Source organism: Aureibaculum luteum (assembly GCF_003449015.1).
In the GTDB taxonomy this organism is placed as follows: domain Bacteria; phylum Bacteroidota; class Bacteroidia; order Flavobacteriales; family Flavobacteriaceae; genus Aureibaculum; species Aureibaculum luteum.
The window spans coordinates 306,471-322,492 of sequence record NZ_QRGD01000002.1 but is presented as its reverse complement, the minus strand read 5'-3'; the positions used below and the strand labels follow the sequence as shown (position 1 = coordinate 322,492).

Genomic DNA, 16,022 nt, shown 5'->3' with positions numbered 1-16,022 from the left:
ACGTATTAAGCAATCAAAATTCCTGTTTTTACAAATTATTGTAGGTGGAATTATCACATTTACAAAATAGACTAGTAAATTTTCAAGAATGTTTGCAAATCTTCCTTGTCTAAATTTAATTTCTTTTTTAGGCGGTAACGGTGTGTTTCAACTCCTCTTTCAGAAATATTCATTAATGGGGCAATTTCTTTAGTTAGTATATTCATTTTAATATAGGCACACAATTTTAAATCTTTATGTGTCAATTTTGGAAATTGTTTTTTTAAGCCTATAAAAAAATCTTCATGAACCTGATTAAAATTATATTCAAAGATTTTCCATTCATCTTTTTGACCTAATGATCCATCAATTTTCTTCAGTAATTTTTGATAAAGTTCTAGGTCAATGCTATTCCTGTTTAAAACGAATTCTCTTTTTAAACTCGTTAACGTTTCATTTTTCTTTACCAATGACATCGCATTGTTTGCCAGTTGCTTGCTTTTTAATTTAACTTCACTTTTTAGGCCCTCATTTCTAATTGATATCAACCGTTTTTCATTTTCTATTTCTGCTTCTTTAAGTATAATGGCTTGCTTTTTTTCCAATTCGAGTTGTAAAAGTCGTTGCTCCTTGGCAATTTTCCCCTTATGCAGAAAATAAAAAATAGCAATTATTAATAGTCCTAATAAAACATATAATAAATAACCTGTCTTTGCTCTATACCACGGTGGACTCACATCAAAATTTAAACATATAACTTCTGAAGGTATTTTAAAAGTGTTATTTGATCGAAAATATAGGGAATACTCTCCTTCAGTTAAATTGTTTAATTCTATTTTTTCGTTTTCAATAACAATCCATTTTATTGGAGCAATGGTATCAAAAGTATACTCAAAGAAATGGTTTGATGTACCATTAACTGTCAAACCAATGGAAACGTTACTTTTATATTTAAAATCTTCATTATTTATATGCTCAAGTGAAAGTTTTTTTCCATTTAACTTAAAATCATCGATAATAGGTTTTAACGGTTTCTTATTTAAGATTGTTTTTGATTTATCAGTAATCATAAAGCCATCATTTAAACTTAGTGCTAACTGATTATTGTTAAAATTTGAAATATTTTCATAACCTATAACCAACCTGTTTTTTAAATATTCATCAGTTACAATCATCTGATAATTAATGGTATTGAATGATTTGAATTCAATGGAAAGCACTTTTTTTAAGCTAAGAATGTTTTCATTTTCTTCTGAAATAACATAGGTGTGCTTACCAAATTCATTATTTAAAATGGGAGCATCTACTATGCTATCTTTTAAAGCTTCATATTTTTGCCATCCTTCGTTCGTTTTAAAACAAATGTCATTTTTAATTTTGTAAACACGAACATTGTATTGAGAACTCAAACCTTTGGTATTATAATTTTTAATACTGACTATGCTATCATAATTGGTATCAAATTTAATTCGATACAACCCCTTATATGCATGTGCAGCCCAGGCAGTATATTTGTTTTCAAAAACCAAAAATCGAAAAGGGTTTGTTGTTGCTCCCAAATGTTTTACTTGCCAAGAATTGCCTTCCTTTTTATAGGATACCAATCCGACATATGTACCTTGGACATAAATATTTTGCCGCTCTGGTACTTTTTTGATTACCCATCCACCAGCATGTGCTGATATTAGTTTTAATTTATTATGCTCTACTAAATAAGTTCCATTATTATGACCACAAAATAATTGTCCATTAATCTCTTTTAAATCCCAAACTTGACCTTGAGAATGAGCTATAAATTTTAATTTGTTTTCTTTGTCCAAATAATACAGTCCGGTATTACTACCAATATAAGTGGTGTTTCTAAAATTAATTATATCATAAACGGCCCCTAATTTACCTGAACTGTCATTATAAAAAATAAGATTTGAGCTTAGATCAATTTGAGCAATACCACTATTTAAGCCCAACCATAGTTTTCCATCATTAGTCAATGTCTGCCCTAAAATGGTATTATTAAGCAACCCATTTTCCTTATTTACTTGAAATTCAATTTGCCCTTTCTTATTCGTTATATAGAGTCCATTTTGGATGGTACCAAACATGAAGTTATTATTGTTTTTTGAAAAATTATTTAGCTGATACTTCTTTAGTTCATTATTTATTGGAGCTTGCCAAGGAATGAGTTTTTTATTTTCATAAATAAAACAACCATGCAAAGCTGTCCCTATTAACAAACTATTATTTTGATAGGAAGTAATAAAACTCACCTTTTTTTCCTTTAATACTTCTTCAGTAATAAAAGGCATTAGTTTATTATTTTTTAAGCTAAAAATACCATGCCTTAAAGTGGCTACATAAAACTGATTATCAACTACGTGGCAAGAAATTGTTGTTGAAGGAGGATGTATAATTTCTATTTTATCGTCTTTATATATGTAAATATTAAAAAATGAACGAAAAATAATCGCATCATTCCAAGCTGTAATTTGCCAAAATTCTTCATCTTGAAAAGGTTGTCCTTTAATCAAATCACTTAAAGAATGATATTCTAAAACACCTTTATCATCTTTTTGCCAATAACCAAATTCTTCATAAGAGCCCACATAAATTCTCCCTTCTTTATGCAATACGGAACGCATAACTGTTTTATTAGGCATTTCAGAAAGGGTCCACTTAATGCCATCAAAAGTTAAAAGCCCACTGTTGTTCGCTACATATAGTTGACTACTATCCGTTTTTGATAATCCCCAATTTTGATTACCCGCATTATAATCGGCAATAGAATAATTTTTAAAATAAGGGCTAAACTGAGCATTTAAGACCGTACAAAAGAAATTAACGAGTATAAAGAATATGTAAAAAGATTTTCGCATTGATTGTTGGAAAACAGAAACCAAAGATAAAAAATAAATTATGGAATACTTTGATGCTAACTTAGCTCTTTAAATTAACTATTTAATGGAAATAAAGCTAAAGGATAAGAAAATTGATGCTTAGCACTAATTAAAATTAAAAGTTTAAAAAATACTACATAAATATGAGGTTTTGTCAAAAAAGCTTTCGGTTTTTAAAACTATAAAAAAATAGAAGGTATTCAATTTCCTTACCTTTATAAATAAGTTTTAGGTCCACAAATAATTGTGTTTATCGTTTCTGCAATTAAAATCAATAGTGGTATCGGAAAAAATGATTTTAAATGGGGTTTTAATCAGGATTAAGTCGGTTATAATTAAAAAATTATTACTTAAAAAAATCTTTGTCTATTCTTACAACTAACTTTAACCTAATTTTAACAACACTAGACTGACAGTAAATGGTTATTTTTACGGCTAATTAAGCCTGTTTAATTTTAAAAATTTATCATGAAAAAATTATATATACTTTTTTTAATAGTTTCTTTAACCACTTCTGTATTGCAAGCTCAAATTATAAATCCTGTTAAATGGTCAACTTCAGTCAAAAAAATATCTGATACTGAGTATGAATTGTCAGCAATTGCAACTATTGATTCTGGTTGGCACTTATACTCACAAAATGTTCCCGAAGATGGACCAATACCCACAACTTTTACTTTTAAAAGCGATGCTAATTACGCAAAAAAAGGGAATACCAAAGAAGAGAAAGGCCATACCGTAAATGACGCTGTATTTGAGATGACCATCAAGTTTTTCGAAAACAAAACTACTTTTAAACAACTGGTAAAAATTTTAAAAACAACCAAAACTATTACAGGTGAAGTTGAGTTTATGGCTTGTAATGACGTACAGTGTACTCCACCAACAACTGTCGATTTAGAGTTTATTTTAAATTAATTTCTTTTTTTTGATAGTTCTTAAAAAAATGTTCGTCTTAGTTAAAACATAAAAAATAATTATATAAATGTCAAAATTTTTAATTACCCTTTTCTTAGCATTTTTATCGTTCTCATCAATACATTCACAAATTATTGATCCAGTTAAATGGACTACTTCAGTTGAAAAAAATTCTGATACAGAATACACGCTGATTGCTACTGCCACAATTGAATCTGGCTATCACTTATATGCTCAAAATGTACCAGAAGATGGACCTATACCCACAACATTTACTTTTTATACCAATGATGATTTTGAGTTGATAGGAAATACTTCTGAAGAAGAAGGACATACCGTAGATGATGCTGTATTCAACATGAAAATTAAATATTTTGATACCAAAGCTGAATTTAAACAACGTATCAGAATCTTAAATAATGAATTGTCAGTTGTAAAAGGTGAGGTTGAATATATGGCCTGTAATGATGTACAATGTACACCTCCAACTATAAAAGATTTTAATTTTAATATCAAGAATACGGTAACATCCGATTCTGATAAAGTAAATGCTACTACAGATGCCGAAATTGAAAAATCAGAAAATACAACCACCGATGCTGTAAACAGCGATACTCCTAAAGAAGAATCGCAAAGAGGATTGTGGACCATCTTTTTTATCGCCTTTTTATCAGGTTTTGCGGCTCTATTAACTCCCTGTGTGTTTCCTATGATTCCTATGACGGTGAGCTTCTTTACCAAACAAAGTAAATCGAAAGCAGCTGGAATTAGAAATGCGGTTATTTATGGAATTTCAATCATAGCAATCTATTTAATTTTAGGTATTGCCGTAACTGGTATTTTTGGTGCTGACTCTTTAAATGCATTAGCAACCAACGTATGGTTTAATGTCATTTTCTTTTTACTCTTGGTTCTCTTCGCCGTTTCCTTTTTAGGTGCTTTTGAAATAACCTTACCGAGTTCATGGGGGACAAAAATTGACAATCAAGCAGACAGAGGTGGACTTATAGGCATCTTTTTTATGGCTTTGGCATTAGCTATTGTTTCCTTTTCTTGTACAGGCCCTATTGTTGGTACTTTATTGGTAGAAGCAGCTTCTAAAGGTGGACTTGCCCCAGTTATTGGTATGTTTGGCTTTTCGTTAGCCATTGCCCTACCTTTTGCCCTATTTGCAGCTTTCCCAGGATGGTTAAATTCATTACCAAAATCTGGTGGATGGTTAAATACAGTTAAAGTTGTATTGGGATTCTTAGAATTAGCCTTGGCGTTTAAATTCTTATCACAGGCCGACTTAGTTTTACAATTACATTGGTTAGAACGTGAAGTATTTATTGCAATATGGATCGCTATTTTTGGAACCTTAGCACTTTATTTATTCGGAAAAATAAAATTACCACATGATTCTCCTTTACCTCATATTTCAGTAGGTAGATTGAGTTTAGGGTTGGTAGCATTAACCTTTACCATTTATATGATTCCTGGCTTATGGGGAGCTCCATTAAATGTAATTTCAGCCTTCCCACCGCCATTAGATTATAGTGAATCACCTTATGGTGTTGGTAACTCAAAATCTGGAGGTTCATCTACAATTACAGAAATTCCTGAAGGAGCTCATTTATTGGCCCCACATGATATACTAGCATTTAATGATTATGACTTAGGATTGGCCTATGCTAAAAAAGTAGGTAAACCTGTGATGTTAGATTTTACAGGCTGGGCTTGTGTTAATTGTCGTAAAATGGAGCAAAACGTATGGCCGAAACCTGAAATTTTAAATAAGTTGAAAAATGACGTAGTCTTAATTTCTCTTTATGTAGACGATAAACGTCCATTGCCTGAAGGTGAAGAAGTCGACTCAAAATTACGACCTGGTAAAAAACTAAAATATATTGGTCAAAAATGGAGTGAATTTCAAACTATTCGTTTTAAAGCCAACACACAACCTTTTTATGTTTTGATGGGCCATGATGAAGAAAATCTAAATACACCTGTTGCCTATACACCAGACGCTGATGAATACTTGAAATGGCTTGAAGATGGTATTGGGAACTTTAAATAAGATAGGAGACCGAAGTCAGAAGTAAAAAAACACATGTTTAAAAATTAAAAAAAGTACCCTTTTAACTTATAAATGGGTACTTTTTTTTATACAATGACAACTTGTAGATAAAGATATCAATTAAGCGTTATAATCCACTGCTACTTTACTTCACAAAAGAAACGCTTATCCTTAACTCTCGACTTCGTTCAAACAGAAAGTAAGACATTCTAAACACCACTTTCTGTATTTTTTTTTTTAAAATTAAACTAAAAGACTTCAATTTGTCGTACTCGACTTTAGCCTGTCTTGAGCGTAGTCGAAAGGCTCGAACTGACATTTTAAACAGGGTGTTATAATTCTAATTGAAGTGTAAAAGAATATCTTTATACTTTACAGCCACCACCTTCTTCTTTTACGCCTAGTTTCATTAGTATTTTACTTAAAAGGCACCATTTTGTAAATGCAGATTGAAATAAATTGGCTCCTACAAATAAGGTGAACCATAACCAATTTGGATTTACAAACATACCTAATAAGACACTGGCCATAATAAAGACCCCAACAATTGCATTCATATAATTCTGTAACATATCTTTCTTTTTTTTAATTAAATTGATCGTTCTATATCCATAACAACCACATGCACTTTTGACAGTGTTTCTTGTCCGTTGTTAAATTTCTCTACCAAAGAAAACACGTGGTCTACATTCTCTTTTTTTACAAAAGCATAGAACAGTAATGATTCTCTTTCGTTTGTTTCACCAGCAAACCAGTTAGAACCCACAGATTCTTCAGAACTGTCTCTAAACCCTTTAATTTCTTGATATGAAAAAACTTTAACTTCAGATTTTTTTAATATGCTTTTGATCTCTTTTTCAAAAGCCGATACTGCGGTAATTATTAATAGTTTCATGGTTCTATTATTTGTTGTTTATAATTATCTTCCCCCCTAAATAGGAAATTTTTTGAGTCTTAAATACCTAATAAATTAACAAAAGCTATCAGATTATACTACTCCTCACCTTTGAATTCAATTTCTTTTGTCTCCGGACTTCCATCTTCACTTTCATCAACATGTTCCCATTTTTTCTTCTCTATCATGTAATACACTAATGGCACTACTAATAAAGTCAACACCGTTGAAACTATAGTTCCCCCCATTAATGATATGGCTAACCCTTGGAAAATTGGATCAAACAAAATAACGAAGGCTCCAATAACCACTGTTCCGGCCGTTAATAAAATAGGAGTGGTTCTCACTGCTCCAGCTTCAATAGCCGCTTGTTTTAAGGGAATGCCATCGGCTGTTCTTAGATTGATAAAGTCAATTAATAGCACTGAATTTCGCACCATAATACCTGCTAACGCAATCATCCCTATAAATGAAGTTGCTGTAAAAAACGCTCCCATAATCCAGTGTCCTAGAATAATTCCGATCAATGATAAAGGAATAGCCACCATCATCACAATTGGTGCTTTAAAGTTTTGAAACCATCCTACAATTAGTATGTAAATCAAGATAATAGCACCTAAAAATGCAATTCCTAAATCTCTGAACACTTCTAAGGTAATTTGCCATTCCCCATCCCATTTTACAGTATAGTTATCTTCAAATTCAGGTTGACCCAAGTACATTTCATTAATTTCATAGCCTTTTGGTAATGGAATCTCTTTTAATTTTTCTTCCATTCCTAAAATAGCATACGCGGGACTTTCTAATACACCAGCCATATCAGCCATCACATATACCACACGTTTTTGATTTTTATGAAAAATGCTTTTCGCACTTACTGCTTCTTTAATTGTTACTAAATCAGCAATCGGTACCATATTTCCTTGTTTAGATTTTACTTTAAGTTGAGAAATATCAGTTATAGTCGATTTCTCTTTTTCGTCTAGACTTAAAACTAATCCCACTTGGTTAATAGCATCTTCATCATATAATGTGGTAATGGCTCTATTAGATAACGCCATATTCATGGTATAAGCAATCTGCTTTGGTGCCACACCATACAACATGGCTTTTTCTTTATTGATTTCAAATTGATACTCTGTCTGATCAGCTTCGACCATCCAATCTACATCTACAACATCATCTGTATTATTTAAAATTGATTTAATGTTATCAGCAATTTTTATTTGCTCGTTATAATCAGGTCCATAGACTTCTGCTACAATGGTTGACATTACAGGAGGCCCTGGTGGGACTTCTACTAACTTCACGTTGGCATTGAATTTTGAAGCTATTTTTTGAATATCTGGACGCAATAATTTAGCAATATCATGACTTTGTGCTGTTCGGTCGTTTTTATCAATTAAATTTACTTGAATATCAGCCATATTACTACCACCACGTAAATCGTAATGACGTACCAAACCGTTAAATGTAATAGGTGCCGATGTACCCACATAATTTTGATAATTGATAATCTCTGGACGTGAAGATAAGTATTGAGCAATTTCTTGTGTTACAACACCTGTTCGCTCTAACGTTGTGCCTTCTGGCATATCAATTACAACTTGAAATTCATTCTTGTTATCAAAAGGCAGCATTTTTACCACAACCGATTGCGTGAAAAACAATAGCATCGTACCTAATAAAACCACAAACGTAACTCCTAAAAATATCCAACGTTTTGATTTACTTTCCATTAATGGACGCTCAAATTTGTTGTACAAACGGTAAATTCGGGTTTCTTCTAAACGTTTTTCAACTTTTTCTGGTTGCCCTTTTTTAGTTTTTTCTCTTAAAAAAATATAACCCAAATACGGTGTAACCGTTAAAGCCACAAATAGCGACAATATCATTGCAATTGATGCTCCAATTGGCATTGGTGCCATATAAGGCCCCATTAATCCAGAAACAAAAGCCATTGGTAAAACGGAAGCAATTACCGTAAACGTTGCCAAAATAGTTGGATTTCCAACTTCATTAATAGCATACAACGCCGCTTGTTTAAATGGTAAACGCTTCATTTTAAAATGCCTATGCATATTTTCTGCAATAATAATGGAGTCATCGACCACAATACCAGTTACAAAAACTAGAGCAAATAATGTAATTCGGTTTAACGTATAATCCATTATATAATAGCTTAACAACGTCAATGCAAATGTAATAGGCACAGATAAAAATACCACCAAACCACCACGCCAGCCCATGGCTAGCATTACTACAAAAGTTACCGCTATGATTGACCCTATAAGGTGTAACAACAATTCAGATACTTTATGAGATGCTGTTTCTCCATAATTTCTAGTAACTTCAACATGTACATCATCTGGAATCAATGTGGTACGCAAATGATCTACTTTTTCAATAATTAATTCTGCAATTTTCATAGCATCTGCACCTTTTCTTTTGGCAACAGAAATGGTTACTGCAGGATAATCAGATTTATAATCAGATGCTTTCTCACTACCTTTACCAAAACCTAAACTCACATAATTTTGAGGTACTTCAGGGCCATCAATAATTTTTGCAACTTGTTTTAAATAGATCGGTTGATTTTGTTGCACCCCAACTACCAAGTTTTCAATATCCGTAACGGTTTGTAAAAACTTTCCGGTATTTACAAGAAACTCTGTATCATTTTTATCAAAACTACCGGAATTCAACTGGCTATTATTAGCCTTTATCATTTCAGAAACCGATAAAAAATCTAAACCACTTGCAGCCAATTTGTCTTTGTCTAAAACCACACGCAATTGACGGTCTCTACCTCCAATTTTATGCGTAATAGAAACATCATTGACTTTTTTAATTTCCTCCTCCAGTTCATCAGCCATTTGGCCTAATTGATAATCGTCGTAATTCTCACTCCATAGTGTTAAACCAAGCATAGGCACATCATCAATGGCACGTGTTTTTACTAGCGGAAACGTTACGCCTTCCGGCATTTTGTCCATATGCTTATTGATTTCGTTGTATAATTTCACAAACGAACGTTCTATATCTTCACCTACATAAAATTGAACAGTGACCATGCCCTGTTCCTTCATAGCTGTAGAGTACACATATTCTACACCTTTTATATTAGAAATTAATTGCTCTAATGGTTTAATAACACGTGATTCTACTTCTGTAGGACTTGCACCAGGATACCCTATAAAAATGTCTGCCATAGGCACATCTATTTGAGGCTCTTCCTCTCGTGGAATTAAAAACGAACTATAAACACCAACAACCATAAATACAATCATTAACAGCACTGTTAATTTCGATTGCATAAAGACTTTGGCAATTTTACCTGCGATTCCTTCTTTCATTTTTTACTTATTTTTTGGGCGTTTAACAAGGTTTCTTTTCCATCTTTTTACTTGTTCTCTATACAAATTTGCTTAGGCAAATTCACTCGAACTGACGTAAAAAGGATTTCTATGATTACCATTAACGCAACGTATTAGTTATTGAACTGTAATTTTTGCTCCATTATAAAGTTTACCTTCCGCGGAAACAATATATGCTTCGTCAGCATTTAAACCTGATAATACTTCCACTTGATCTCCATAGGTTCTCCCTAAACGCAACCAACGTAATAATGCTGTATTGCTCTCACTTACCGTATAAATACCAGACAATTGACCTTTTGATATTATGGATTCTAGAGGTATTAAAATGGCTTGATTCTTAGTTTGTTTTTCAACCGGAAATTGAACACTAACAAACATTCCAGAAAGAATATCTGCTTCCGTTTTATCTATGTCAATTTTAACTAAATATTGACCACCTGTATTTTTAGCTGATGTGCTAACTTCAGTAACCTTACCTTTTAGCGTAGCTCCAATTGACTTCACTAAAACAGCAACTTCTGCCCCCTTATTGATGCGTGAAATCTCTGTTTCTGGCACCATGGCCATTACTTCAAAATTACCAGGAGTTTCTATACTTATTAGAGGCATTCCTGGATTTGCCATATCACCCGCATCAATGTTTTTACTCGTTACCACACCGCTAAAAGGTGCTATCATATTACTATAGGTGAATTGTGCATTAATTTCATTTTTCATTTGATTTGCAGATTCTAAACGTGCTTTTGCCATTTCAAAATTAGCCGTCATATCGTCCATTTCTTTTTGCGATGCACTTTTTTCTGCTAATAAACTTTGAAAGCGATTATAATCTTTTTCAGCATTATTAAAAGCTGCAGTAGCTTCTGAAATACCTGCGTTTACTTGTGCTCTTTTAGCTTGTAAATCCGCATTATTAATTGAAACCAATAGTTGACCTTTCTTAACCTTATCGCCAACATTAACATATACCTTATTAACATACCCCATCATTCTGGTACTTAAATCGGCACTATTAGAGGCTTCTATTTTACCACTTACCGTAATAAATTGACCATCAGCTTCAGTAGTCTTACTAACCTTCACGGCAATAGGCGTTGAATTATCCGCAAGGGTTTTGCTTTCTTCGCTTCCACAATTTGCTAACAAAAGCGAAAGGACTATTACTATGGTTATTTGAATATGTTTTTTCATTTTTATTTGTGTTTTTATTTTCGTAGTTCGTTGATTTCTTAAGTAATTATTGGTATTGTCTAAGTTGATGATGATGCTATTATTTCGTCAAAAATTCAACATACTTCAATACATAATTGTGATTAAATACGGTACCGTAATATTCTAATTGTTTTTGTGCAAATTGCGTTTCTGCCATTAACAAATCTGATGTTTTCTCAAGCCCTTGCTTAAATCTGTTTGTCCGAATTCGCAATGCTTCTTTTGATTGCTCTACTCCTAATTTTGAAAGTTTTAAATTGTTTTTGGCATCTTCTAAATTCCGTTTGGCTTTATTGAGTTCTAAAGAACTTGTGGCTTTATATTGTGCCATTTCAAATTTTGATTTTTCAAAATCTGCTTTACTCTTTTGTGTTTTTCCAAAACGTTTTGAACCTTCAAAAATGTTCCAACTCAATGCAGCTCCTATAAGATATCCTTCAGCATCTCCTTTAAAGATTTCATCATCATACAATTCATAACTTCCAAAAAGGTTTAACCTTGGCATAAAACTCATTTTATCGGCTTTATACATTTTTTCAAAAGCCAAAGATGCCTTTTCATAAGCTTGTATGTCTTTTCTATTATTTAGTACACTATTTTCTGTTATCATAGTTATAGCAACCGTCAATGAATCTATAGGCTTTAAAATCTTATCATTATCATCATTCATTAAAACCGATAAATAGTTTGACGCATTGGCAATATTACTTTTAGCATATTGTAATTGATTTTCAATTTCTGTTACACGGACTTCAACTGCTAAAAGATCTGCCTTTTGCATATAGCCTTGTTTAAAACTATTATCTGCAATTCGTTGATTATCCAATGCTGTTTCTTGTGCTTTTTGCAACACATCAACTGTTTTATAGGCCAATTGCAATTGCATGTACGCTTTTTCAACTTCTAGAGACATATATTCTTTAGTACGTTCTGATTGCAGTTCAGTAGCTTTTAATTTTGCTTTTGCAGCTCCACGTTGGTAAAATCCATCAAAATTTAATACCGGTTGTTGTACCTCTATTTTAGTCGCGTAATTTTGAACCGTAGTAGGGTCATTTAGTAAATCGGGATTAAAATCATTTTGCGTTAAAACTTCTTGATTGAGTTTAAACCCAAAAGCCATTAAGGGATTTGTGGTTGACATTGCGGTATGCGAAACTCCAATTGTTGGTAATAAAATCGCATTTGTTTGCCTAAAATCACCTTGAGCTGCCTTTACATCTTGCTCTGCCATTTTTAGACTATTATTTTGATCGTTCACTTTAGCGATCACTTCTTCTTTCGTTATTAATTTTACTTCTTGGGCATTTGATAGTAAAGGCATTAATATCAAAATTCCAGTATATAGTATTTGCTTCATTTCTAGTTTATTTTAATGCAAAAATAGTGGTGGTTACTTCAATTGAAAGTAACCTATGTTACTGAGATTTGATTTAAAACACCATTAGGGATTAACAGACGTTTCAATACCTCAATTTTTAATGATTATTATGATTCAAAACGACACGTTAGTCTTTAAAAACAATGTCATCCTCAAGGTTTATTTACTAAAAAAGCACCTTACCACATGGGTAAGGTGCCTCCAAAAATCAACCAACTTATTATGAAAGAATCCGAAGATCCTTAAATAACCAAATTATTAAACTTTATTTCTAGTCCCCCCATGTCCACCTGCAACAACGACCAGTATTTTAATACTTAAATAAATATATTTAAAGAATTGAATAACGGGATTCATCATTATAAAACGCTTAGTTTTTGAAATTCTTTGTGTCATGGCTTCTTAGATTTTATACTATTCTAGATCTACTTTTTATTTTTGTTATACTACCCGAAACTATTCAGGTATTAACCACCAAAACGGTTTCATTTTAGCTTTATAAATAAATGCATAGTGTAAGGTTAATTTTAACCAGTGTCCAGCCAAACCTATTTCACCAAAGGTTTTTCCTAATTTTCGACCTTGCGTATCTGGATATTTTACATAATCAGGTACAATTGGATATGTTGTTATACTTACACCGCTACCTTTTGTCATTCCAAAACCAGCAGAGGCAATACAAGCTGCTCCCATATTACCCATAGAACCTTTATGATTCAATGTTTTTTTACCATTTATAATGTCAACTATATTTTCAGCTACCAATTTTGCAGTGATACCAGATGGCATTCCTGTTCTTGGTGGTGCCGGAGAGATGGCTGTCCCATTTTTACTTACTCTTGGCTTAGAAATAGCATGTGGTGGTGCAAATGCAATACCTGGAGCAAAAATGTTTTTATAAGACGGGTTCTGATACGTTTCAGGCCAATCTTGTACGGTCCATTCTTCATATGGTCTTGGTGTATAATCAGCATCAACAATCATAAAGCCTTTGAATAATTTCTCTGTGATATCATTATCTTCTTTATCATAAGCTTTAAAGCCATGACCAGAAAATGCAGGAATTAACATGGCAAAATCATAAGTTTCTGTTTTGTATTCTCCATCCAAAGTTTCATAGTGAGCTACACCATCTTCAATTTTATTAACCCCCGCTCCAATAATCCAATTGATACCTCGGTCTTCAAAAATCATTTCAATCATTTCGTTAGACTTCATAATATTGCTACCATAACTCAATAGCATCCCGTCCATACCGAAATCTCCTAATTGATATTCATTGGCAATCCATGTTACTTCTACCAATTCTCTTACATCATGTCTTCTTAATTCTTGCTCAACATTTAAAATGTATTCAAATGCCGCACCTTGACACGTTGATTTGGCATGTCCCGTACCAATTAAAATTTTAGCTTTTTTTCCTTTTTTAACTTCTTCAATAAGTTCTTTTAATCCGTGCCAAGCATGTTCTGCGTGGCCATAGGTACACACTGAATATGCTTTATTTTTACCTGGCTCTAAGCCTTCTGTCATATCAAATGCCAATTTCGGTCCTGTGGCATTTATTAGAAAATCATAGGTTACTTTTTCAAAATTATTTTTATCTTCTCCCTTTACATATTCAACCATTACATAAGGCTTGGTAACTTCTTTGTCACCTTCAGGATGAAATGAAACCGCTTTAGCCTGTTTAAAACCGATGTTTTTCTTTTTGTAAAGTGGTTCTAGTGGAAATAAAATTTGTTCTGATTTCATTCTACCAATGCCTACCCAAATGTTAGAAGGAATCCATTGGTAATTACTATTAGGTGAAACCACTACAACTTCATGTTGTTTAGATAGTTTTCTGCGTAAATGCGAGGCCGCAACGTGTCCTGAAATACCAGCTCCTAAGATTACTATTTTTGCCATTGGTTGGTTATTTAATTGTAAAATTATAGCATTACATTTCATTGAAAAATGATTTGCATCAGTTTGATGAAAAATGATTTGCATTCGTAAAGTTCAGATTTTTATTTAACCTAAGTTGTAACTATTGTTACTTAGGCAATTAGAAGTAGGACGAAAGTTAATTGTCTGTAAACTTTCGTAATTAAATTAGTAATTGACCATCCTATAAAGTACCCCTTCGCCCTTTAACTGTTTTTAAAACTAAAAGGGCGTTAGGGGCATACTGAAACCTATTCAGTAAATGCTCTCCCCTAGAAAAAAGGAGAGAAATTTCCACTCTATAAAATTATAACCACGAAACTAACATAATACTGCTTTGTGGTACTCTTAATGCTATTTATAATTGTTTTTGCTAGATAAATGTTATATCATTCACCCTCTTCAAAAACAACATTCCAGATACCACGCACTTCATTGATTGCATATCCTTTGGCTTTGTCTTCTGGATACAGTTTATCAATCATGGTCATCACCGCTGGTTTGATCTGTTCATTTGGTGTACCATGACATTGCAGACACATTTGATTGGTGGCTATTGGATAATAAAAATGTACTTTTCCGTTTTTCTTTTTAACAATCGCTTCTGGTTGTTGACCTGCTGCTAATTGTTCTTTAAACGTTTTTATATACCCCAACTCTTCTGCATTGGCTTGATTGTCTGGATTTCTAGGCTTGTCTGATACTCTTTTTATCGTTGCTTTTTGAGCCACAGCCATACTATCCGTTAATGGAATGGCTTTCGTATTACAAAATTCAAGAGCATGTTCAGTTCCGTTTTTCTGGATGACTCCCATTAAATTTTTACCCAACGTAGCTTTCGTACTCATGGCATATTTTAATCCTATTGCCTTATAAAGAGAGTCTTGAACTTGTTGCGTTTCTTGTGTTGCTTTTACAGTATCTTTTTTGGTGTCAGATTTACAAGATGATAATCCTATCAATAAAAAGAATGCAATTAAAATAGTGTATTTCTCCATTGGTTTCCATTTTGATTGTTTTGCTAAATTACGTTCCTAGTCCTAATTCAACGTAACAACAGTTACATTGAAATCAAGCTTTATTCAGCTTTTTAATAATGAGTTTAGTCAGTATTAAGCCAACGGCACCACCAGTTAAGGAGACGAACATATTAATGAAAAATAATGTGATATTTACTTCTCCTGTCCGCATGATAGCAATGGGATCAAAACCGAGCCTACTTATAAATTTAATAAAAAATATACTCCCAAAAACACCTAAAATAGTATTGCCAATAACACCAAATGAGTATTGCCTAAAAAAAAAGCCTGTACTATTAGCTCCAATTATTCCTATAAAAATACTAATTAAAGAAATTAATGTTTCTGTCATAATA

Annotated in this window: 12 protein-coding genes; 2 read left to right on the top strand and 10 right to left on the bottom strand. The window is 32.5% G+C overall.

Annotation, left to right across the window (positions count from 1 at the left end; translation table 11 throughout):
- Positions 1-71: 71 nt before the first annotated feature.
- Positions 72-2,852 carry a helix-turn-helix and ligand-binding sensor domain-containing protein gene (locus D3P13_RS06635; RefSeq protein WP_117880534.1) on the bottom strand — a complete coding sequence of 927 codons (2,781 nt, stop codon included), beginning with the start codon at positions 2,850-2,852 and terminating at the stop codon, positions 72-74.
- Positions 2,853-3,341: 489 nt separating this feature from the next.
- Between D3P13_RS06635 and D3P13_RS06630 the strand changes: the two genes are divergently transcribed.
- Positions 3,342-3,791: a protein-disulfide reductase DsbD domain-containing protein gene (locus D3P13_RS06630; protein WP_117880533.1), complete on the top strand. Its 450-nt coding sequence runs from the start codon at positions 3,342-3,344 to the stop codon at positions 3,789-3,791.
- Positions 3,792-3,858: 67 nt separating this feature from the next.
- Entirely contained in the window at positions 3,859-5,850 is a 1,992-nt protein-coding gene (locus D3P13_RS06625; protein WP_117880532.1) for a protein-disulfide reductase DsbD family protein, read from the top strand.
- 365 nt (positions 5,851-6,215) lie between these two features.
- On the opposite strand, the gene D3P13_RS06620 is transcribed toward D3P13_RS06625, so the two are convergent.
- The 9 genes from D3P13_RS06620 to D3P13_RS06585 all read right to left on the bottom strand — a co-directional run bounded on the left by D3P13_RS06620 (position 6,216) and on the right by D3P13_RS06585 (position 16,018).
- On the bottom strand, positions 6,216-6,422 hold the full coding sequence (locus tag D3P13_RS06620; protein WP_117880531.1) for a YgaP family membrane protein: 207 nt from the start codon (positions 6,420-6,422) through the stop codon (positions 6,216-6,218).
- A 17-nt stretch (positions 6,423-6,439) separates the two neighbouring features.
- Entirely contained in the window at positions 6,440-6,745 is a 306-nt protein-coding gene (locus D3P13_RS06615; RefSeq protein WP_117880530.1) for a hypothetical protein, read from the bottom strand.
- Positions 6,746-6,843: 98 nt separating this feature from the next.
- Positions 6,844-10,101, bottom strand: coding sequence for an efflux RND transporter permease subunit (locus tag D3P13_RS06610; protein WP_117880529.1), 3,258 nt, complete (start codon positions 10,099-10,101; stop codon positions 6,844-6,846).
- 138 nt (positions 10,102-10,239) lie between these two features.
- A complete protein-coding gene (locus D3P13_RS06605; RefSeq protein WP_117880528.1) occupies positions 10,240-11,316 on the bottom strand; it encodes an efflux RND transporter periplasmic adaptor subunit in 1,077 nt (358 codons plus the stop codon).
- A 79-nt stretch (positions 11,317-11,395) separates the two neighbouring features.
- On the bottom strand, positions 11,396-12,697 hold the full coding sequence (locus D3P13_RS06600; RefSeq protein WP_117880527.1) for a TolC family protein: 1,302 nt from the start codon (positions 12,695-12,697) through the stop codon (positions 11,396-11,398).
- Positions 12,698-12,976: 279 nt separating this feature from the next.
- Positions 12,977-13,114, bottom strand: coding sequence for a hypothetical protein (locus D3P13_RS22075; RefSeq protein WP_198679982.1), 138 nt, complete (start codon positions 13,112-13,114; stop codon positions 12,977-12,979).
- 60 nt (positions 13,115-13,174) lie between these two features.
- A complete protein-coding gene (locus D3P13_RS06595; protein ID WP_117881203.1) occupies positions 13,175-14,629 on the bottom strand; it encodes an NAD(P)/FAD-dependent oxidoreductase in 1,455 nt (484 codons plus the stop codon).
- A 407-nt stretch (positions 14,630-15,036) separates the two neighbouring features.
- Positions 15,037-15,645, bottom strand: coding sequence for a Tll0287-like domain-containing protein (locus D3P13_RS06590; protein WP_117880526.1), 609 nt, complete (start codon positions 15,643-15,645; stop codon positions 15,037-15,039).
- Between the two features lie 73 nt (positions 15,646-15,718).
- On the bottom strand, positions 15,719-16,018 hold the full coding sequence (locus D3P13_RS06585) for a hypothetical protein (protein ID WP_117880525.1): 300 nt from the start codon (positions 16,016-16,018) through the stop codon (positions 15,719-15,721).
- Positions 16,019-16,022: the final 4 nt, after the last annotated feature.